Origin of the sequence: Mycobacteroides chelonae CCUG 47445, assembly GCF_001632805.1 — a bacterium.
Lineage (GTDB): Bacteria > Actinomycetota > Actinomycetes > Mycobacteriales > Mycobacteriaceae > Mycobacterium > Mycobacterium chelonae.
In genome coordinates, this window is sequence record NZ_CP007220.1 from 2,349,481 (window position 1) to 2,370,200 (window position 20,720).

The following is a 20,720-nucleotide window of genomic DNA, read 5'->3' on the forward strand; positions in this document are numbered from 1 at the left end:
TTCGGTCAGCCCGATGCGCCCGCTGTGACAGGATATGCAGGCCCTCACCTGGGCAATATTGCGGATGATCGGTATTTAAGGAGCAGCTGTGTCCTTCAATCTCTCCTCCTTGACCAAGCCCGTCGCCCGCCTGGCCGCCACCGCGCAGAACGGGCTGGAGGTCCTGCGCCTCGGTGGACTCGAGACCGGCAGCACCGCGTCCTCGCACCAGATCGTCGAGAGCGTGCCCATGTACCGGCTGCGCCGGTACTTCGCACCGGGGTCCTCCGGCGCGGAAGATGCCGGACCGGTTGTCCTGATGGTGCACCCGATGATGATGGCCGCCGACATGTGGGACGTCACCCAGGACGGCGGCGCCGTCGGCATCCTGCACCGTGAGGGCATCGATCCCTGGGTCATCGACTTCGGCAGCCCCGACCGGATGGCCGGGGGCATGGAGCGCACCCTGTCCGATCACGTGGTGGCCGTCAGCGACGCCATCGAAACCGTGCACCGAATCACCGGCCGTCAGGTACATCTCGCCGGATATTCACAGGGTGGCATGTTCTGCTATCAGACTGCGGCACTGCGCAAGTCGCGCACCATCGCGAGCATCATCACCTTCGGTTCGCCGGTCGACGCCAACGCCGCCATGCCCATGGGCATGCCTGCGGGGCTTTCGGCTGATATCGCCGAGTTCATGGCCGACCACATATTCAGCCGGTTCTCCATTCCGGCGTGGTCGGCTCGCATCGGGTTCCAGATGCTGGACCCGGTCAAGACGGTGAAGGGCCGTCTCGACTTCTTGCGGCAGCTGCACGACCGCGACGCACTGCTCCCGCGCGAGCAGCAGCGTAAGTTCCTGGCCAACGAGGGCTGGATCGCCTGGTCCGGGCCCGCGATCGCGGAGCTGCTGCGTCAGTTCGTGGTGCACAACCGGATGACCACCGGCGGCTTCACCGTCAACGATCGCGTGGTCACGCTCAGCGACATCACCTGCCCGGTACTGGCAGTGGTCGGCGAGGTCGACGACATCGGGCAGCCGGCCTCGGTGCGTGGCATCCTGCGTGCCGCGCCGAAGGCCGACGTGTACGAATACCTCATCCGCGCCGGCCACTTCGGTCTGGTGGTCGGCTCGACCGCGGTGGCGCAGACCTGGCCGACGGTGAGTCAGTGGGTGCAATGGCGTGAGGGCGAGGCATCCAAACCCCCGGCGGTCGACCTCATGTACGAGCACGAAAGCGGTCAGCTGGACGGCGGCGGTGTCCCACTCACGTCTCGGGTCGCCCACGGTCTGAGCACCACCACCGAGGTCGCCATCGCCGCCGCCCGCACTGCGGGAGCGGCCGCGGCGGCCGCCAACAAGTCGGTGAAATCCATTGCCGTCGAGGCGGTTCGCACACTGCCACGGTTGACGCGATTGGGCCAGATCCACGATCACACCCGAATCTCGCTGGGCCGGTTGATGACCGAACAAGCGCGCCGTACTCCTCATGGTGAGAGCTTCCTGTTCGACGGCCGGGTGCATACCTATGAGGCGGTGGACCGCCGCATCAACAACGTGGTCCGGGGCCTCATCGAGGTGGGTGTGCGGCAAGGTGTCCGGGTAGGTGTCCTGATGGAGACCCGCCCCAGCGCCCTGGTGGCGATCGCCGCGCTGTCCCGTCTGGGGGCCGTGGCTGTGCTGCTGCCGCCCGATGCGGACCTCGAAGTCGCGGTGAAGCTGGGGGAGATTTCCGAACTGCTCACCGATCCGCCGAACCTTCCTGTCGCACAAGGGCTTCCCGCACATATATTGGTGCTTGGCGGCGGCGAGTCGCGCGATCTGTCCATACCGGACGACGGCTCGATCATCGACATGGAGCAGATCGACCCCGATGCCGTCGAGCTGCCCGGCTGGTATCGGCCAGACCCCGGGCAGGCCCGCGATCTGGCGTTCGTGATGTTCAGCGGATACGGATCCCGGCTGGTACCCAAGCAGATCACCAACCACCGGTGGGCGTTGTCGGCATTCGGTACCGCGTCGGCCGCCGCGCTGACGTCCAATGACACCGTGTACTGCCTCACGCCACTACATCATCAGTCCGGCCTCTTGGTGAGCCTGGGCGGAGCGGTGGCGGGTGGCGCGCGAATTGCGCTGTCGCGCGGGCTCAATCCCGATCGATTCGTCCAGGAGATCCACCAGTACGGGGTGACCGTCGTGTCCTACACCTGGGCGATGATGCACGAGGTCATCGACGATCCTTCGCTGGCGTTGGGCGCGCACCATCCAGTGCGGTTGTTCATCGGTTCGGGCATGCCGTCGGGTCTATGGCGGCGCGTCACCGACAGATTCGCACCCGCCCATGTCGTCGAGTTCTTCGCGACGACCGACGGCGAAGCGGTGTTGGCCAATGTGTCGGGTACCAAGATCGGCAGCAAGGGGCGGCCACTGCCCGGCGGCGGCAAGGTTCGGCTCGCCGCATACGACCCGGTCGACGACGTCATCATCGAGGGGGAGGACGGGTTCGTACAGATCGCCAAGCCCGGCGAGGTCGGTCTGCTCCTGGCGAAGCCGCCCGGCGATGTGGATCCCGCCGCTGCGGTTCGGCGCGGCGTGTTCGCGCCTGGTGATACCTGGGTGTCTTCGGAATCTCTCTTCCGTCGCGATGAGGACGGCGATTTCTGGATGCTCGACGGCCGAAACACCGCCATCCGTACCGCACACGGCGTTGTGTACGCCGAAGCCACCAGTCACGCATTGGGTTCGGTGAGCGCAATCGACCTGGTCGCGACGTACCCCGTGGAGTCCGGCGAGGCCAATGTCGCGGTGACCGCTGTGGTGCTTCGCCCCGGGGAGGCGATATCGCCCGCGGATCTCGCGGAGGCCTTCGTATCCGTGCCGATCTCGGAACGCCCGGACATCGTCAAGGTGGTATCCAATCTGCCCTTCAGCGCGACCTATCGCCCTTCCACCACACACCTTCGCGAGTCGGGGTTGCCGAAACCGGGACGCCAGACCTGGTATTTGGACCCCGAATCCGGCGCGTACCACCGGTTAACCGCCGCGACGTACGACGCGCTTCATGGCGTCGCCCAGTAGCCCGCATCGGGCGTGCCAGCCCCGGTCCCCTCGCCTTCCGCTGCTCAAACGACGGGTTGTTGTTAGGCTGACGTCCGCGATACCGGAAGGAACTCGTCATGCCGACACGCCTACGTGCCCTCGCTGGCACAGCTCTGGCCTCCGCCGGCCTCTCCGCAGCCTTGGTGTTCGGGCCCGGTGTCGGCACGGCTAGCGCCGACGTATTGGACGACATCGCGCACGAGTACTCCACCGGAACCAGTGGTGGGCAGGTATCCAACCTGGTCCGCACCTCACTGCAGCTGCGTGCCCGGGGCGCCCAGGTCAGCTCGGCGCAGAACGACGCCCTCAAGTCTGCCCTGGACAAACGCCCCAGCCAGATGCCGCTGATCAACACCCTGAAGTCGGTCATCGCAACGCAGTCCCAGTTCCTCAAGGCCGCGCAGAAGCCGCAGCAGCCAGTTCACATCGGCATCAGCGGTACCAACGGGTCGAACAATCCGAACGGTGGACCGCCCAACGTCAGTCCCGGACCGGGTATTGGCGTCAGCGGTGGCGGCGGCCAGCAGATCTTCAACGAGAACATCCCGCTGGGCTGACACCACCGACATGCCTCTTGACGCTGCGCTTCTAGACATCCTGGTCTGCCCCATCGATCGCGGGGCACTCCTGCTCATCGGTGGTGAGACGGACGGCATCCTCTACAACCCCCGCCTGCGCAAGGCCTACCGGATCGAGAACTCCATCCCGGTGCTCCTGCCCGACGAGGCCCGCGAGGTGACCGATGAGGAGCACCAGCGCTTCACCGAGTGAAGACCGGTAGCTCGCTCGTTAGATACCGCTGAATATTCGGTCCCACGGTGAGCGCGATCTCCTCTGCCGTCAGCGAGGCCAACGGCTCAACCGCCATGATGTATCGCGCCACCAGAATCCCGGCCATCTGCGTGATCGCGAACTCGGCACGCAGCACTCCGCTCCCGGCCGGGCTGTCCACGCGTTCGGCGATGATGTTGACCAGGACTTCGCGGAAGAAGACCCGAACCAGCCCGTCATCTGCGCCGCTGAGCGCTGACCGGAACACGGCCAGCACGTTTGCGCCCAATTCCGAATCCCAGAACGGGATGATGAGCCGCGGAATCGCGATTCCCAGTTCCTCGACGGGAATGTTCCGCAGCGGTTGCAGCACCACCTGCGGATCGACCGGCAGCTGGACCACCTCACGGAAAAGATCCAGCTTCGTACCGAAGTAGTGGTGGATGAGGGCGGGATCGACACCGGCATCAGAGGCGATGGATCGCATGGATGTCTTATCGATTCCATTGATTGAGAACAGCTTTCGCGCGCTCGCGAGAATGTCGTCGCGTGCGCTGCTCGTTCCTGGCCGACGGCCCGGTCGTTTGGGAGTCATGATGTCCGGCGGCGCAGCGTGGCGGCGGCCCAACCCGATGCCACCACGGTAGCTAATTCACCGATGGATGAACTCACCATAGGATGAATATGAGCCTGTCTGCCACGACTGTCAAGGACAATCGTGGGGTGAGCGCCGCGATTCTGAGGACCCATCCCGCCAAGGCTGCGGTGCGTCTGCTCGGCGCCACCATCGAATCGCGTGGGGTCCGCGCGATGATCGTCGAGGTCGAGGCCTACGGGGGTGTGCCCGATGGGCCGTGGCCCGATCCGGCCTCACACTCCTTCCGTGGCCCGACGCCTCGCAACCGGGTGATGTTCGGGCCCGCCGGTCACCTCTACGTGTACCGAAGTCATGGAATTCATCTGTGTGCCAACGTGGTGTGCGGTCCGGACGGTGTCGCCGGCGGAGTGTTGATGCGGGCGGCGGCGATTGTGGACGGGGCACCCCTGAGCTGGCAGCGACGTCCCACCGCCCGTAACGACGCCGGTCTGGCTCGGGGCCCCGGAAACTTGGGCGCCGCGCTGGGAATCACCCCCGAAGACAACGGCGTCGACGTCTTCTCCGCGTCCAGCCCGGTGCGGGTCGTGTTGAGGCGCAAGCAGAAGGCTCAGTCGGGGCCGCGTGTGGGTGTCAGCACGGCGGCAGATCGTCCATGGCGATTCTGGCTGCCCGGATATCCGGAGGTGTCCGTGTACCGGCGCAGTCCGCGCGCTCCGCAACCGGATACTGGTCCATATGCCTCGATTGAAGTCTGAGGAACCGGTCGGCGCCGCACTGCTCGGGGGTGCGCTTGGCGATGCCCTCGGGGGGCTCGTCGAGTTCGACAACATCGACCAGATCCGGCTGCAGTTCGGGCCCGGGGGCATTGTCGAACCTCCACCGGAGCAGCCGCTGCTCATCACCGATGACACGCAAATGACGCTGTTCACGGCCGAAGCACTCATCCGGGCGCGCCGTGCACCCGATTCCGATCCCGCCGAGATCGCCCACCGCGCCTATCTGCGATGGCTGCACACCCAGGGAGGTCAGGTGCCCTCCGAGGTTCTCGACGGCTGGTTGGTCACCGTCTCCGGGCTGCACTCGCTGCGTGCCCCTGGAAAGACATGTCTGTCGGCGCTGGAATCCACCAGTTCACCTGTCCGCGAGCGGGGTTCGCGCACGCACCTGCTGAACGACTCCAAGGGCTGCGGGGCGGTGATGCGCGCGGCCCCGGTGGGTCTTGCCGAGCCTGATCCGGTCAGGGCGTTCGAACTCGCCGCGGATCTGGGCGCGCTCACCCACTCGCATCCCAGCGGTTATCTCAGTGCCGGGGCTTTCGCGCTGATCATCAACCAACTGGCGGCCGCAGCGTCTCTGACGGAGGCGGTGCGCATGGCGCTCGATGCGCTCGCCGCACATTCCGGGCATGAGGAGACATCCGGCGCCTTGCGCAGAAGTCTCGAACTCGCCGCGCACGAGCGGCCGACCCCGGAACGGATCGCCTCTGCGCTCGGTGGCGGGTGGGTCGGGGAGGAGGCGCTTGCCATCGGTATCTGGGCGGCTGCCGGTGCGCATGATTTCAAGGACGGAATCCGCTTGTCGGTGAATCATTCCGGCGACTCCGATTCCACCGGGTCCATTACGGGAAATCTCCTCGGCGCGATGTGGGGCACACCGGCACTGCCGCCGGATTGGCTGGACCGGCTCGAACTGCGCGAGGTCATCGCGACCGTCGCCGATGACCTCCGCAGGCCCGCGGGACCGCGATCGGATGAGCGGTATCCGGCACGCTGAACCCGATAAGGGATGATCGTTGCCGTGGTTTCCAACATTCTCGACGAGCTGACCTGGCGCGGTCTCATCGCGCAGACGACCGACCGCGACACCCTCGCGGCCGATATCGCGAAGGGACCGATCAGCGTCTATGGGGGATTCGACCCCACCGCCGCAAGCCTGCACGCCGGGCATCTGGTGCCGCTGCTGACCCTGAGCCGATTCCAGCGGGCCGGGCACCGCCCCATCGTGCTGGCCGGTGGAGCGACCGGTCTCATCGGCGACCCGCGCGACACCTCCGAGCGCAGCCTGCACGGTGCGGACACCGTGGCCGAGTGGGCCGACCGAATTCGCGGGCAACTGGAGCGTTTCGTCGAATTCAATGACAGCCCAACCGGGGCCATCGTCGCGAACAACCTGGACTGGACCGGTGAGCTCTCCGCCCTGGAGTTCCTGCGCGATCTGGGCAAGCACTTCTCGGTGAACGTCATGCTCGACCGGGACACCATCCGGCGGCGACTGGAGGGTGATGGCATCTCCTACACCGAATTCTCGTACATGCTGCTGCAGGCGAATGACTACGTGCAGCTGTACCGAAAGTACGGCTGCTCGTTGCAGATAGGCGGCTCGGACCAATGGGGCAACATCGTCGCCGGCGTCCGGCTGGCCCGCCAGCTCGACGGTGCCTCCGTGCACGCGCTGACCGTTCCGTTGGTGACGGCGGCCGACGGCACCAAGTTCGGTAAGTCCACCGGGGGCGGCAACCTCTGGCTCGATCCCGAGATGACCAGTCCGTACGCCTGGTACCAGTACTTCATCAACACCGCCGATGCTGACGTGGTGCGGTACCTGCGCTGGTTCACCTTCCTGTCTGCCGACGAAGTCGCCGAGCTGGAGACCGCAACGGCCGAGCGGGCACATGAGCGCGCCGCACAGCGACGTCTGGCCGCCGAGGTGACCACCCTGGTGCATGGCGAAAGCGCCACGCAGGCAGTCGAACTTGCCAGTGGGGCTTTGTTCGGCCGGGGCGAGTTGGACCGGCTCGACGAGGGCACATTGACCGCGGCGCTCACCGAGGCCGGCAACGGTGAGCCCGCGCGGCTCGCCGACGGGGAACCAGACACCATCGTGGACCTGCTGGTGAGCAGCGGACTCTCGGAGAGCAAGGGCGCCGCACGCCGCACCCTCAAGGAGGGCGGCGTGTACGTCAACAACACCAGAGTTAACACCGAGGACTGGACGCCAACCTCCGGTGACTACCTCACCGGCGGTTGGCTGGTACTTCGCCGCGGAAAACGCAACATCGCCGGGGTGCAGCGGGTACGCGAGTCGTAGATTCCACTACACCCATTGGGGTTCAACCGATTCCTTCACCTTGCCGTCCACGCCGAAGACGAGGAAGCGAGTGAAGGTCCGCGCGAACCATCGATCGTGGGTGACGGCGATGACCGTGCCGTCGAAGGCTGCCAACGCATCTTCCAGCGCCTCCGCCGAATGCAGGTCCAGGTTGTCGGTCGGCTCGTCGAGCAGCAGCAATGTCGACCCCATCAACTCCAGCAGCAGAATCTGAAACCGGCCCTGTTGTCCACCCGAAAGTGAGCCGAACGCCTGCTCAGCCGACGGTGCGAGCCCGTAACGGTCCAGGATCCGCGAGGCCTGCTCGCGACCGTGCCCGGCGCGCCGTTCATCCCCGTGATGCAGGATTTCCAGCAGCGTCCGTTCCATCAGCCCCTCGTGATGGTGCGTCTGCGCGAACCAGCCGGGACGTACCCGTGCGCCCAGCCGTAGTCGTCCGTCGTGGCGCACGGCTTCGGGAATCATGTCGCCCACCGGCAACTGATCCGGCTCGGGGTCGCTGCCCCCGCACGCCAGCAGCCGCAGGAAATGCGACTTGCCGGTGCCGTTACCTCCCAGGACCGCGACCCGATCGCCATACCACAGTTCGACGTCGAATGGCTTTGTCAGACCACTCAATTCGAGTCTCTCCGCGATCACGGCACGTTTGGCGGTGCGGCCGCCGGTAAGACGCATGCGGACGTTCTGGCGCAGTGGAACCGCTTCGGGTGACCCTGCCTCATCGAATCGGCGCAGCCGGGTCTCGGCCGCTTGCAACCGGCTGGCCATACCGGAGTTGTACGCCGCCTTCTGCCGGTACATCAGCACCAGATCGCTTAGCGCCGAACGCTGTTCGTCCCAGCGGCGACGCAACTCGGCGAGCTTGGCGTTACGGTCCGCCCGAGCCTGATGATAGGTGGCGAACGACCCCGGGTGCACCCACAGCGTGGACCCGGCCCGGGTGGGTTCCAAGGTGGCGACCTGGCTGGCCGCGTGATTGATCAGCTCGCGATCGTGACTGACAAACAGCACGGTCTTGGGCGACTCCGCGAGTGTGCGCTCAAGCCAGCGTTTGGCCGGGACATCCAGATAGTTGTCGGGCTCGTCCAGCAGCAGGACCTGGTGTGGACCGTGCAGCAGGGATTCGAGCACCAGACGTTTCTGCTGCCCGCCCGACAGCGTGTTGACCCCGCGAAATCTGGCCAGCTCGAACGGAATTCCCAAGGCTGCGGTGGTATGTACGTCACATTCGGTCTCGAATTCATACCCGCCCACATCGGACCAGTCGGCCAGCGCCTGCGCATACGTGAACTGGTCGCGTTCGCTGTCACGCTCCATGAGCGCCAGCTCGGCGCGGTCCAAACGTTCGGCGGCCACCCTGATGCGATCCGGTGCCACCGACAGCAGCAGATCGCGGACGGTTGAGTCGTCACGAACGGAACCGATGAACTGCCGCATCACCCCGAGCTGCCCGCCCCGGGTGACGGCCCCGTCATGCGGATCGGTGTCGCCGGAGATGATGCGCAACAACGTCGTCTTTCCGGCCCCGTTGGGGCCGATCAGCGCGGTTTTGCTGCCTTCGCCGACCCGGAGGCTGACATCGTGGAGAAGCGCTCGGCCGTCCGGGAGGTGATAGCCGATGGCATCGAGCTGCACATGGCCCATGGATGAGCCGCTTGCGCGAAGACCAGCGGACATGGCGTTAAGTCTGCGTAATGGGTCACGTGGATCGCCACCGAATTTCCGGCGAAGGGCCTGTTACCGGCATACTCGCGCTGTAAAGGAGGTGCCCGTGGACCAGCGAGGACCCAGGCAGCAGGGGCCCAGAAAGCAAGGCCCGAGTCGCCCCGCGCGCGATTCAGGCGCGCGGCGCGATGATCGCGGTGGCGGTGCGGCACGTCCGCGCCGGTCGGATGAGCGCAGCGGCGATCGTCCGCAGCGCAATCAAGGATCCGGGCCCCGGCGCACGGATGAGCGCCAGGCGCCACGAAACTTCGGCCCGCAGATTCCTGACGAGGTCGAGGCCAAGCAGCTTGCGCCCGATGTCCGTGCCGAGCTGCTCAGCCTCGATAAGAACACCGCCGACACGGTGGCCCGGCATCTGGTCGTGGCGGGCAACCTGCTCGACGAAGACCCGGAAGCGGCGCTCGAGCACGCCAAGGCCGCCAAGAGCCGTGCGGCCCGCATTGCGGGCGTCCGCGAAGCGCTCGGTATCGCCGCCTATCACTGCGGAGACTGGGCGCTGGCGTTGTCCGAACTGCGTGCGGCCAAGCGCATGGGCACCCGCTCACCACTGCTGGCCCTCATCGCCGATTGCGAACGGGGAGTGGGACGGCCCGAACGTGCCCTCGAACTTGCCCGCGGAGATGAGGCCAAGGCGCTCACCGGCGATGCCGCCGACGAATTGCGCATTGTGACCGCCGGAGCGCGCGCCGACATGGGACAGCTTGATCAGGCGTTGGCGGTGCTGTCGACTCCCGCACCCGATCCGAAGCGCGTCGGCGTGGTCGCGGCGCGACTGTTCTACGCCTACGCCGATATCCTCCTGGCCCTGGATCGCAAACCCGAAGCAGTGCAATGGTTCCTGCACGCGGCTAACGCCGATGTCGAAGGCCATACGGACGCCGAGGATCGGGCAGCCGAACTTGCCTGACACACTTGCCGGCGCCTACGACTGCTTGCTTCTGGATCTCGACGGCACGGTGTTCCGGGGCGCCGAACCCACACCGAACGCCATCGCCGCGTTGTCAGCTGCCGGCGATGCGCGGCAGCTATACGTCACCAACAACGCCAGCCGGTCCGCGCCCGAGGTCGCCGAACATCTCACCTCCCTGGGCTTCACGGCGACCCCCGGCGACGTTGTCACCAGCGCCCAGAGTGCGGCGAGACTGCTCGCCGAGGCACTCGAGCGCGACGATGCGGTACTCGTGGTCGGCACCGAGGCGCTGGCCGCCGAGGTTGCGGCCGTTGGCCTCACCCCGGTGCGGAGCTTCGATGCGGCGCCACGTGCAGTCGTCCAGGGGCACTCACCGGACACCTGCTGGACCACCCTTGCCGAGGCGGCACTCGCGATTCGGGCAGGCGCCTATTGGGTGGCGGCCAATGTCGACGCGACGCTGCCGACCGAACGCGGTCTGCTGCCCGGAAACGGGTCCATGGTCGCCGCGCTGCGCACCGCCACCGACGCCGATCCGATCGTGGCGGGCAAGCCGGGACGCGCACTCATCGAGGACGCACTGGCGCGTGGCAGCTTCGCGCGCCCGCTCGTCGTCGGCGACCGCCTCGATACCGACATCTCCGGAGCCAATGCCGCGGACTTACCCAGCCTCATGGTGCTCACCGGCGTAAACAGTGCCGTCGATGCGATCTGGGCGCACACCTCGCTCCGACCCACCTTCCTGGGGACCGATCTGGGTGCATTGCACCTCCCGCAGACCGAAGTACGTATCGAGCCGAAGCCGTCATGGCGCGTAACGGTGGATACCGGCCAGGTGTCGGTCGGCGCTGTCGACGACGCCGGAACACCGCTGTCGCTGGCACAGGCACTGGCGGCCGCGGTGTGGGCAACAGGCTCCGCCCCGGCGATCAGGCCCATCGTGTCCACGGATGACCTGGCGGAACGAGCCTTGCAGGGGCTTTCTGCCGGATAGTGTGTCGTCGCCCCTGCCGCTCGGGGGCGATCCATTAGCCTTGAGCGCGATGACCACCCCGAACGATGTCGCCCGTCACGCTGCTGGACCTGACCCCGATGAGGTCAGGTCCCAGGTGCAGGCGCTGCTGGGTCAGCTCGACCCGCCTGCCGGCCTGGGCGAAACCGACGCCGAGCTGGATCTCGAAACCCAAGCCCAGGTCCTGGAGCAGGCACATGACGTGTTGGTCCGAGCGCTGGAATCCGCGGAGCAGGGATAGCCATGGCCCGGCACGCCAGGGTCGACGCCGAGTTGGTGCGCCGCGGGCTCGCGCGGTCGCGTCAGCAGGCGGCTGAACTTATCGACGCGGGACGTGTGCGTATCGACGGCATACCCGCCGCGAAAGCCGCAACAGCCGTGCCCGCGACGGCTTCGCTTGTGGTGCAGGGGGAGGCCGAGGACAAGTGGGTCTCGCGCGGTGCTCACAAACTCCTCGGGGCGCTTGACGTCTTTGGCCCACAGGGACTTTCCGTAGAGGACAAGCGCTGCCTGGATGCCGGCGCCTCGACGGGCGGCTTCACCGAGGTGTTGTTGCGTACGGGTGCTCGTGAAGTTGTCGCCGCCGACGTCGGGTATGGGCAACTGGCCTGGGCCCTGCAGTCCGACGATCGGGTTACCGTGCTGGACCGCACCAATGTGCGCGCCCTGACACCGGAACTGATCGGTGGACCGGCTCAACTGATCGTGGCCGACTTGTCCTTCATATCGCTCGGATTGGTGCTTGATGCGCTGATCGCCTGTGCCACAGACGATGCCGATATCTTACCGATGGTCAAACCCCAGTTCGAGGTAGGTAAGGAACTCGTCGGCGCGGGAGGAGTGGTGCGTGACCCGCAACTGCGCGCCGATGCCGTGGTCTCTGTCGCCCGTCGCGCGCAGAGGCAGGGTTGGCATGCCGCGGGCGTGACGGCGAGCCCGCTTCCCGGGCCGTCCGGAAACGTCGAATACTTTCTATGGCTGCGGAACACAGATTCCGGCCTGGATATCGAATCAGCCGTCGCCGATGCAGTATCGAGGGGACCCCAGTAATGACCGAACGCAAGATTCTGCTCGTCGCGCACACCGGACGCGACGAGGTTACCGAGACTGCCCAGCGTGTCGCGAAAACGCTGGGGGAGAACGGTATCGCCTTGCGGGTGTTGTCCGCTGAGGCCATCGATCGTGGCCCTGTGCATTTGGACCCCACCGAATTCCGCTCCCTTGGTGTCGATGTCGAGGTTGTCGACGCAGACGAGAGCGCCGCCACCGGGTGCGAACTGGTGCTGGTACTGGGCGGGGACGGCACTTTTCTACGGGCCGCGGATCTGGCACGTAGTGCAACCGCGCCGGTGCTCGGAGTCAACCTGGGCCGCATCGGGTTTCTCGCCGAGGTCGAGGCCGAGGCGCTCGAGGCCGTGCTCACCCATGTGGTTGAGGGCACCTACCGCGTCGAGACCCGAATGACGCTGGACGTCCTGGTTCGCATTGGCGGCGAGGTCGTCGAGCGTGGCTGGGCGCTCAACGAGGTCAGTATCGAAAAGGGCCCGCGACTGGGTGTGCTCGGCGTGGTGCTGGAGGTGGATGCCCGTCCGGTCTCCGCCTTCGGATGCGACGGAGTGCTGGTCTCGACGCCGACCGGCTCAACGGCCTACGCCTTCTCGGCGGGCGGACCTGTCGTGTGGCCGGATCTGGACGCAATCCTCGTGGTGCCCAACAACGCTCACGCCTTGTTCGCCCGGCCCATGGTGATCAGTCCCGCGTCCACCGTCGCCGTCGAGATCGAGGCCGATGGGCATGACGCGCTGCTCTTCTGTGATGGCCGTCGAGAAATCAGGGTGCCGCCGGGAGGACGCGTCGAAGTGGTGCGCGGCCATCAGCCGGTGCTGTGGGCACGCTTGGACAGCAAGCCTTTTGCGGACCGGATCGTCCGCAAGTTCCAGTTGCCCGTCAAGGGCTGGCGGGGAAGGTAATCGTGCTCACCGAGATTCGCATCGAGTCCCTTGGCGCGATACCCGTTGCGACCGCGGAGTTCGACAGTGGGCTGACCGTGCTGACCGGCGAGACCGGAGCCGGCAAAACCATGGTGGTCACGAGTCTGCATCTGCTCGGTGGTGCCCGCGCCGACGCTAATCGGGTGCGGGCGGGCGCCGACCGCGCCGTGGTGGAGGGCCGGTTTCTCACGACCGATCCGCTGGGCGCCGAGCCCGCCGACGTTACCGAGATCCTGGATTCCTCAGGGGCGCAACGGGATGACGACGGTAGCGTGATCGCCGCGCGTTCGGTGACCTCCGACGGGCGTTCGCGCGCATATCTGGGTGGGCGCAGTGTGCCCGCCAAATCGCTGGCCAGCTTCACCGCAGGACTGCTCACGGTGCACGGGCAGAACGACCAGCTGCGGCTGATGCGCCCGGAGCAGCAGCTTGCCGCGCTGGACAGGTTCGCCTCGGAAGGGCCAGGCAGCATCGAGGCGCTGCTCACCACCTATCGCAAGCTGCGCGAGGAGTGGCTCACCGCGCGGCGCGACCTGATCGACCGCACCAACCGGGCGCGTGAGCTCGCGCAGGAGGCCGATCGACTCGGGTTCGCGCTCAACGAGATCGACACCGTCGATCCCAAGCCGGGTGAGGACGATCAGCTCACCGCCGACATCCATCGCCTGTCCGAACTCGATGCGCTGCGCGATGCGGCCGGTTCGGCACGTGGTGCGTTGGCGGGCGCGGACTCGGAGGGCGGCGACGACGATTCGGATTCGGCGATCGACCGCATCGCGAAGGCCAAGGTGCTGTTGGAAGCCACCGATGACGCGGCCCTGCAGGCCCTGGCGCCACAATTGGCAGAGGCGCTTGCGGTGGTCAGCGACGTCGCTCGCGAGTTGACCGCGTTCACCGACGAATTGCCCAGCGATGCAAGCACACTCGAAGAGAAGCTGGCACGCCAGGGGCTACTGCGTACGTTGACCCGCAAGTACGCCGCCGACCTGGGCGGGGTGATCGCCTGGGCGCAGGAGGCGCGCGGCAGGCTGGCCGAGGTCGACACCTCCGAGGAAACGCTTAACGCCATCGCTGCCCGCGTGGATCGGCTCGCCGGTGAACTGGCTGTCGCGGCAATGGCTCTGAGCAAGGCCCGCGCGAAGGCCGCGAAGGCGCTCGGTAAGGCCGTCACCGCCGAGCTGGCGGGCCTGGCGATGGACCGTGCCGTGTTCACCATCGCAGTGGAGCCCATCGCGGCCCGGGCCGATGACTCGGCGCCGTTGGCGCTGCCGTCAGGGCAGATCGTGCACGCGGGATCGGCGGGTACCGACGCCGTCGAATTCGGATTCGCCGCCCATCGCGATAACCCGTTACTGCCGCTGGCCAAGAGCGCATCCGGGGGTGAGCTCTCGCGCGTGATGCTGGCCCTCGAGGTGGTGCTGGCCGCCTCGACCGCCGGAACCACGATGGTGTTCGACGAGGTCGATGCCGGGGTAGGTGGCCGTGCGGCCGTGCAGATCGGTCGACGGTTGGCCAAGCTGGCCCACACGCATCAGGTGATCGTGGTAACGCACCTGCCGCAGGTCGCGGCCTTCGCCGATATCCACCTCACGGTTGACCGGGTGAACAGCAAAGGCAGCGGTGTGCGCCGTCTGGATGATGAGGACCGGGTCGCCGAACTGGCCCGCATGCTCGCCGGTCTCGGCGACTCCGACACTGGCCGGGCGCATGCCCGCGAGCTGCTCGACGCGGCCCGCTCCGAGCGGGGCTAAGGCCCCTTTTCGCAAACAATCACAGGGCACGACCCGCGGAAAATCAGCGGTACTGGAGTGACTAATGTGACAGGTGTTACGGCGCGCCTCCACAGGCTCGACGGCCCGTCGCGTCATGATCACCTTCATGAACTTGACCACGATGCTCACGCGAAGCAGCAGCTCCAGGCCCGGCATCGTCGGAACAGTGCGTACCGACAGGGACATCAACAGGCTGCTGCAACGCCTCAATCCGGGTGATATCGCCATCATCGACATCCTCGATCTGGATCGCATCACGGCCGATGCTCTGGTCGACGCCCGCGTGAGCGCCGTCGTCAACGCTTCGCCGTCGATCTCCGGCCGGTACCCGAATCTGGGACCCGAGGTGCTCGTCGCCAATGGCATCATCCTTATCGACAGCATCGGACCCGAGGTCTTCAAAAAGGTCAAGGACGGCTCCACGGTTCGGGTGCACAACGGCGGCATCTACAACGGCGATCGCCGTCTGATCGCGGGAACTCCGCGCACCGATGCGGACGTGCACGACCTGATGACCGAGGCGAAGACCGGATTGGTCGCGCACCTGGAGGCCTTCTCCGGCAACACCATCGAATTCATCCGCAGCGAGAGCCCGTTGCTGATCGACGGCATCGGCATCCCGGACGTTGATGTCGACCTGCGCAACCGGCACGTCATCGTGGTGTCCGACGGCGCGGGTGCGGTGTATGACCTGAAGAACCTCAAGCCTTTCATCAAGGAGTACCAGCCGGTTCTCATCGGAGTCGGGGGCGGCGCGGACATCCTGCGCAAGGCCGGGTACCGGCCGCTCATCGTGGTGGGCGACCCGTTGTTCATGAGCAACGATGTCCTGAAATCCGGTGCGCAGGTGGTGCTTCCCGCCGATGCCGACGGACATGCCGCCGGGCTCGAGCGCATCCAGGACCTGGGAGTCGGCGCGGTCACCTTCCCGGCCGCGGGTTCGGCGGCGGACTTGGCGCTCCTGCTGGCCGATCATCACGGAGCATCGTTGATCGTCACCGTGGGCCACACCGCATCGATCGAGGAGTTCTTCGATCGTGAACGGCAGCAATCCAATCCGTCGACATTCCTGACCCGGCTGAAGGTCGGCGCCAAGCTCGTCGACTCCAAAGCCGTTGCAACGCTGTACCGCAACCGGTTCTCCGGCGGGGCCATTGCCTTGCTGATCCTCGCGGTGCTGGTTGCCGTGATCACCATGCTGTGGGTCACCAGCGCGGGCGACAGCGCCGCGGAATGGCTGCTCGCCTATTGGAACCGGTTGACGGTCTGGGTGCAGAACCTGGTCAGCTGAGCTACCCGTGATTACCCTGCGCCAGCACGCAATATCCCTCGCTGCGGTTTTCCTCGCACTCGCGGTGGGCGTCATACTCGGTTCCGGTCTGCTCAACGACACCCTGCTGTCCGGTCTGCGCGACGACAAGCGCACCCAGCAGCGGCAGATTGAGGACCTGAATCAGGACAAGAATGCCCTCAATGAGAAACTCAACGCGGCAAGCAACTTCGATGCCACCATGGCGCCTCGAATGGTCTCTGGCGCCCTGGGCGATCGCAAGGTCGTGCTGATCACCACCCCGGAGGCCGATCGCGCCGATGTCGACGGCATCGCACAGCTGATCGCCGCCGCGGGCGGATCGGTATCGGGCCGGATCGGGTTGACCGATCAATTCACCGATGCCAATCAAGGCGAACGACTGCGCACCATCGTGAACTCGTCGATCCTGCCCGCCGGCACCACACTGCGTACCGACATCGTCGATCAGGGGTCGCAGGCGGGTGACCTGGTGGGCATCGTGCTGCAGGTCCCGAAAGATCCGGCACCACCGGTGACCGATGAGCAGCGCGACATCGCACTGTCGGCACTGCGTCAGAGCGGGTTCATCACCTACACGGACGGACAGGTGTCGGCGGGGAACCTCGCGGTGATCGTGACCGGGGGAGCGCTGCCCAACGACGCCGGAAACAAGGGTTCCACCGTCGCGCGATTCGCCGCCGCACTGGATCGGCGCGGTTCCGGCACCGTGCTCGCCGGACGCAGCGGGTCGGCCGACGGCATCGCGGCGATTGCCGTCACCCGGGCCGACAGCTCCATGGCCTCCGCGGCGAGCACCGTCGACGATATCGAGATGGCCTCGGGCCGTATCACCACCGTCCTGGCGCTGCGGGAACAGTCCGACGGCCGCTCGGGCCGGTATGGACTGGGGCCGGGAGCTACCTCCATCACGGTGCCGTAGAAGACCCGAAAAGGGGATCTAGCCCACACCGCACGGCGTGTTCAGCGCGGGTTGTCGGCGTGTTTGTTAGGGTGAGGTTCCGTGGGTCAGCAGGGCCCCGAGCTAGTCAGAATTGCCCTGCGCAGTCGTCACGGGAGCCAAGTTGGCAGGTCTACGCAAGCATCCTCAATCCGCCACCAGGCACCTCTTCGTCAGCGGCGGTGTGGCCTCCTCGCTGGGCAAGGGACTGACCGCCTCCAGCCTCGGGCAACTTCTCACGTCACGTGGTTTGCAAGTGACCATGCAGAAGCTCGACCCGTACCTGAACGTGGATCCGGGCACCATGAACCCGTTCCAGCATGGCGAGGTTTTCGTGACCGAGGATGGTGCTGAGACCGATCTCGATGTCGGGCACTATGAGCGCTTCCTGGACCGCGACTTGTCCGGGTCGGCGAATGTCACTACGGGGCAGGTTTATTCGTCCGTCATCGCCAAAGAGCGACGTGGCGAGTACCTCGGCGACACCGTGCAGGTAATCCCGCACATCACCGATGAGATCAAGAGCCGGATTCTGGCCATGGCCGAACCCAACGAAAAGGGGCAGCGGCCCGACATCGTCATCACCGAGATCGGCGGCACGGTCGGCGACATCGAGTCGCAGCCGTTCCTGGAGGCCGCGCGCCAGATCCGGCACGACGTCGGCCGCGACAACGTCTTCTTCCTGCATGTGTCCCTGGTGCCGTACTTGAAGCCGTCCGGCGAGCTCAAGACCAAGCCGACGCAGCACTCGGTCGCCGCGCTGCGCAGCATCGGTATCACCCCCGACGCGCTCATTCTGCGCTGCGACCGGGAGGTGCCCGAGCCGCTCAAGAACAAAATCGCGCTCATGTGCGACGTCGACGTCGACGGTGTCATCTCCACGCCGGACGCCCCGTCCATCTATGACATCCCGAAGGTGCTGCACCGCGAGGAACTTGACGCTTATGTGGTGCGCCGGCTGAACCTGCCCTTCCGCGACGTCGATTGGACCGAGTGGGGCGATCTGCTGCAGCGCGTCCACGAGCCCAGCGAAACCGTACGAATCGCCTTGGTGGGTAAGTACATCGATCTGCCCGACGCGTATCTGTCGGTCACCGAGGCATTGCGTGCCGGAGGGTTCCGGCACCGCACGAAGGTCGACATCAAGTGGGTGCCTTCGGATGACTGCGAGACCGAGGCCGGTGCGCAGTCCGCGCTCGGCGATGTAGACGGCGTGCTGATCCCCGGCGGTTTCGGCATCCGGGGCATCGAGGGCAAGCTCGGCGCCATCCGCTACGCCCGCAAGCGCCGTATCCCGATGCTGGGCCTGTGTCTGGGGTTGCAGTGCATGGTGATCGAGGCGGCCCGCTCGGCGGGTCTGGCCGACGCCAACTCGGCCGAGTTCGATCCCGACACCCCGAGCCCGGTGATCGCGACCATGGCCGATCAGGTGCGGGCAGTCGCCGGTGAGGCGGATCTGGGCGGAACGATGCGCCTGGGTGCCTACCCCGCGATCCTGGAAGCCGATTCGATCGTCGCCGAGGCGTACGGAACGACCGAGGTATCCGAGCGGCACCGGCATCGCTACGAGGTGAACAACCCCTACCGGGACAAGATCACCGAAAGCGGCCTGCGGTTCTCCGGCACATCACCGGACGGGCACCTGGTGGAGTTCGTCGAGTACCCGAGGGACGTCCATCCGTTCGCGGTCGCCACCCAGGCCCACCCCGAACTCAAGAGCCGTCCCACCCGTCCACATCCCCTGTTCGTCGCGTTCATCCGCGCAGCAATGGAATACAAAGCGGCCGAGCGTCTTCCGTTGGATCCTGACAGTGAGTAGCGGGGCCTCCGGGGAGGGCGAGCGCCACGAGTTCGTCACCCTGGAGTCCGAGCCCATGTACATGGGCGGCATTCTGGCGCTGCGCCGCGACCGTGTCGCGATGCCCGGTGGCGGAAGCGCGATCCGCGAGGTTGTCGAGCACTACGGGGCCGTCGCGGTCGCCGCGGTGGATGAGGTCGGGCGGGTCGCGCTGGTGCATCAGTACCGCCATCCGCTCGGGCACCGGCTATGGGAACTGCCCGCCGGCCTGCTGGACATCGCGGGGGAGGACACCCAACTGGCCGCCGCCCGTGAGCTGCAGGAAGAGGCAGGTGTCGAGGCCACCACCTGGCGGGTACTCGTGGACGCCGCCGCCTCACCCGGGTTCACCGACGAGGTGGTCAGGGTCTTTCTGGCCACCGGGCTGTCACATCCGGGCCGCGGCGAAAGTCATGACGAAGAGGCCGATATGACGGTGCACTGGGTACCGCTGGATGAGGCGGTGTCCATGGTGCTCGCCGGTGAAATCGTGAATGCTATTGCCGCGGCGGGCATTCTGGCCGCACATGTGGCCCTGACCGGTCACCACACCCGCGCCTCGGACGCCCCCTGGCCGGACCGGCCCACAGCGTTCGCGGAACGTAAGGCCCGAATGTGACGGTGGCGGTCCGGCTCTTAGACGGTGAGATCCAGTCCTACCTGGATCACCTCGACGTGGAACGCGGCGTCGCCGCGAACACACTGAGCTCGTACCGTCGCGATCTGCGCCGCTATCAGCAGCATCTCGCCGACCGCAAGATCGATCGGCTCGCCGATGTGTCCGAACCCGATGTCAGCGATTTCGTGGTGACGCTGCGCCGGGGTGACCCCGAGCACGGCGTCCCCGAACTTTCCGCGTCCTCGGCGGCCCGCGCGTTGATCGCCGTGCGTGGGCTGCACCGGTTCGCGGCCATCGAAGGGCTGGTACCGACGGATGTAGCACGCGCCGTCAAACCGCCGACGCCCAACCGGCGGCTGCCCAAGAGTCTCACCGTCGACCAAGTCGAGGCCCTGTTGGCCGCCGCGGGCGGAGCCGTCACGGACGGCCCGCTCGATCTGCGGAACCGTGCACTGCTGGAACTGCTGTATTCGACCGGCGCGCGGATCTCCGAGGCGGTGGGGCTCGATGTCGACGATGTGGATGTTCAGGCCCGCTCGGCATTGCTCTGGGGCAAGGGCGGCAAGCAACGGCTGGTGCCCGTGGGGCGCCCCGCGGTGGAAGCGCTCCAGGCGTACCTGGTGCGCGGACGTCCGGACCTGGCACGGCGAGGGCGCGGGGGCGTGCCTGCGCTCTTCCTGAACTCGAGGGGCGGGCGGCTCTCACGTCAAAGCGCCTGGCAGGTACTTGCCGATGCCGCCGAACGCGCCAAGATCAGCGCGGCCGTATCACCGCACACACTGCGGCACTCCTTTGCGACGCACCTCCTGGAAGGCGGTGCCGACGTTCGCGTCGTGCAGGAGCTGCTCGGCCATGCCTCGGTGACGACGACACAGATCTACACGCTGGTCACGGTCAGTTCGCTGCGCGAAGTATGGGCTGGTGCGCATCCCCGCGCCCGATAGTGCCGACTCCATGCGCGGGTTGCCGCTACCGCAAGCCACAACCCCACTAGACTTGCGCGAATGCCTTCGATGAGCCGCTCGTGCGAAGAGGGTCGAACAGAT

The 20,720-nt window shown here is 66.4% G+C and carries 18 protein-coding genes and 1 pseudogene; 17 read left to right on the forward strand and 2 right to left on the reverse strand.

The features are described from left to right. The first annotated feature begins 88 nt into the window (after positions 1-88). The 3 genes from BB28_RS11505 to BB28_RS11515 all read left to right on the forward strand — a co-directional run bounded on the left by BB28_RS11505 (position 89) and on the right by BB28_RS11515 (position 3,853). The gene (locus BB28_RS11505; protein WP_046253617.1) at positions 89-3,061 is read left to right on the forward strand and encodes an acyl-CoA synthetase; all 2,973 of its coding nucleotides are present in this window, start codon (positions 89-91) and stop codon (positions 3,059-3,061) included. Between the two features lie 98 nt (positions 3,062-3,159). Continuing rightward, positions 3,160-3,639 (forward strand): hypothetical protein, encoded by a 480-nt coding sequence (locus BB28_RS11510; RefSeq protein ID WP_046253618.1) that lies wholly within the window; start codon positions 3,160-3,162, stop codon positions 3,637-3,639. A 10-nt stretch (positions 3,640-3,649) separates the two neighbouring features. Next, on the forward strand, positions 3,650-3,853 hold the full coding sequence (locus BB28_RS11515; RefSeq protein ID WP_046253619.1) for a Trm112 family protein: 204 nt from the start codon (positions 3,650-3,652) through the stop codon (positions 3,851-3,853). Here the strand turns inward: BB28_RS11515 and BB28_RS11520 are convergent. After that, positions 3,843-4,448, reverse strand: a complete 606-nt coding sequence (locus BB28_RS11520; RefSeq protein ID WP_046253620.1) for a TetR/AcrR family transcriptional regulator — start codon at positions 4,446-4,448, stop codon at positions 3,843-3,845. The two genes, BB28_RS11515 and BB28_RS11520, sit on opposite strands and share 11 nt — an antisense overlap. Before the next feature lie 128 nt (positions 4,449-4,576). Between BB28_RS11520 and BB28_RS11525 the strand changes: the two genes are divergently transcribed. The 3 genes from BB28_RS11525 to tyrS are packed head-to-tail and all read left to right on the forward strand — an operon-like array spanning position 4,577 to position 7,538. Further along, positions 4,577-5,206 (forward strand): DNA-3-methyladenine glycosylase, encoded by a 630-nt coding sequence (locus BB28_RS11525; RefSeq protein WP_046255755.1) that lies wholly within the window; start codon positions 4,577-4,579, stop codon positions 5,204-5,206. Then, the gene (locus BB28_RS11530) at positions 5,187-6,224 is read left to right on the forward strand and encodes an ADP-ribosylglycohydrolase family protein (RefSeq protein WP_046255756.1); all 1,038 of its coding nucleotides are present in this window, start codon (positions 5,187-5,189) and stop codon (positions 6,222-6,224) included. Before BB28_RS11525 ends, BB28_RS11530 begins: the two co-directional genes overlap by 20 nt. Positions 6,225-6,236: 12 nt before the next feature. Continuing rightward, the gene (gene tyrS / locus BB28_RS11535) at positions 6,237-7,538 is read left to right on the forward strand and encodes a tyrosine--tRNA ligase (RefSeq protein WP_046253621.1); all 1,302 of its coding nucleotides are present in this window, start codon (positions 6,237-6,239) and stop codon (positions 7,536-7,538) included. Between the two features lie 6 nt (positions 7,539-7,544). On the opposite strand, the gene BB28_RS11540 is transcribed toward tyrS, so the two are convergent. After that, positions 7,545-9,203, reverse strand: a complete 1,659-nt coding sequence (locus BB28_RS11540; RefSeq protein WP_046253622.1) for an ABC-F family ATP-binding cassette domain-containing protein — start codon at positions 9,201-9,203, stop codon at positions 7,545-7,547. A 340-nt stretch (positions 9,204-9,543) separates the two neighbouring features. On the opposite strand from BB28_RS11540, the gene BB28_RS11545 reads away from it, so the two are divergent. From BB28_RS11545 to xerD, 11 genes and pseudogenes are all read left to right on the forward strand, one after another. After that, complete coding sequence (locus BB28_RS11545) at positions 9,544-10,191, forward strand: hypothetical protein (RefSeq protein ID WP_030098026.1); 648 nt, start codon at positions 9,544-9,546, stop codon at positions 10,189-10,191. Continuing rightward, positions 10,184-11,188: an HAD-IIA family hydrolase gene (locus BB28_RS11550; protein WP_081252253.1), complete on the forward strand. Its 1,005-nt coding sequence runs from the start codon at positions 10,184-10,186 to the stop codon at positions 11,186-11,188. The genes BB28_RS11545 and BB28_RS11550 overlap by 8 nt, the downstream gene beginning before the upstream one ends. A 49-nt stretch (positions 11,189-11,237) precedes the next feature. Continuing rightward, entirely contained in the window at positions 11,238-11,447 is a 210-nt protein-coding gene (locus tag BB28_RS11555) for a hypothetical protein (protein WP_030098024.1), read from the forward strand. 2 nt (positions 11,448-11,449) lie between these two features. After that, on the forward strand, positions 11,450-12,256 hold the full coding sequence (locus BB28_RS11560) for a TlyA family RNA methyltransferase (RefSeq protein WP_046253624.1): 807 nt from the start codon (positions 11,450-11,452) through the stop codon (positions 12,254-12,256). After that, on the forward strand, positions 12,256-13,176 hold the full coding sequence (locus tag BB28_RS11565) for an NAD kinase (RefSeq protein ID WP_046253625.1): 921 nt from the start codon (positions 12,256-12,258) through the stop codon (positions 13,174-13,176). The genes BB28_RS11560 and BB28_RS11565 overlap by 1 nt, the downstream gene beginning before the upstream one ends. Before the next feature lie 2 nt (positions 13,177-13,178). Then, the gene (gene recN / locus BB28_RS11570; RefSeq protein WP_046253626.1) at positions 13,179-14,948 is read left to right on the forward strand and encodes a DNA repair protein RecN; all 1,770 of its coding nucleotides are present in this window, start codon (positions 13,179-13,181) and stop codon (positions 14,946-14,948) included. A 127-nt stretch (positions 14,949-15,075) separates the two neighbouring features. Beyond that, entirely contained in the window at positions 15,076-16,260 is a 1,185-nt protein-coding gene (gene steA / locus BB28_RS11575) for a putative cytokinetic ring protein SteA (RefSeq protein ID WP_046255757.1), read from the forward strand. 7 nt (positions 16,261-16,267) lie between these two features. Next, entirely contained in the window at positions 16,268-17,200 is a 933-nt protein-coding gene (locus BB28_RS11580; protein ID WP_046253627.1) for a copper transporter, read from the forward strand. Positions 17,201-17,342: 142 nt separating this feature from the next. Continuing rightward, positions 17,343-19,022: pseudogene (locus BB28_RS11585) on the forward strand (CTP synthase); the annotation flags it as partial. 7 nt (positions 19,023-19,029) lie between these two features. Continuing rightward, on the forward strand, positions 19,030-19,674 hold the full coding sequence (locus tag BB28_RS11590) for an NUDIX domain-containing protein (protein WP_081252254.1): 645 nt from the start codon (positions 19,030-19,032) through the stop codon (positions 19,672-19,674). Beyond that, on the forward strand, positions 19,671-20,618 hold the full coding sequence (gene xerD / locus BB28_RS11595) for a site-specific tyrosine recombinase XerD (RefSeq protein WP_046253629.1): 948 nt from the start codon (positions 19,671-19,673) through the stop codon (positions 20,616-20,618). Before BB28_RS11590 ends, xerD begins: the two co-directional genes overlap by 4 nt. Positions 20,619-20,720: the final 102 nt, after the last annotated feature.

Excerpts from the sequence above, each read along its gene's own strand:
- BB28_RS11555 (WP_030098024.1), top strand. The coding sequence starts at position 11,238 with ATGACCACCCCGAACGATGTCGCCCGTCACGCTGCTGGACCTGACCCC.
- tyrS (WP_046253621.1), top strand. The coding sequence starts at position 6,237 with ATGATCGTTGCCGTGGTTTCCAACATTCTCGACGAGCTGACCTGGCGC.
- BB28_RS11560 (WP_046253624.1), top strand. The coding sequence starts at position 11,450 with ATGGCCCGGCACGCCAGGGTCGACGCCGAGTTGGTGCGCCGCGGGCTC.
- BB28_RS11515 (WP_046253619.1), top strand. The coding sequence starts at position 3,650 with ATGCCTCTTGACGCTGCGCTTCTAGACATCCTGGTCTGCCCCATCGAT.
- BB28_RS11520 (WP_046253620.1), bottom strand. The coding sequence starts at position 4,448 with ATGACTCCCAAACGACCGGGCCGTCGGCCAGGAACGAGCAGCGCACGC.
- BB28_RS11530 (WP_046255756.1), top strand. The coding sequence starts at position 5,187 with ATGCCTCGATTGAAGTCTGAGGAACCGGTCGGCGCCGCACTGCTCGGG.
- BB28_RS11540 (WP_046253622.1), bottom strand. The coding sequence starts at position 9,203 with ATGGGCCATGTGCAGCTCGATGCCATCGGCTATCACCTCCCGGACGGC.
- steA (WP_046255757.1), top strand. The coding sequence starts at position 15,076 with ATGAACTTGACCACGATGCTCACGCGAAGCAGCAGCTCCAGGCCCGGC.
- BB28_RS11565 (WP_046253625.1), top strand. The coding sequence starts at position 12,256 with ATGACCGAACGCAAGATTCTGCTCGTCGCGCACACCGGACGCGACGAG.
- BB28_RS11510 (WP_046253618.1), top strand. The coding sequence starts at position 3,160 with ATGCCGACACGCCTACGTGCCCTCGCTGGCACAGCTCTGGCCTCCGCC.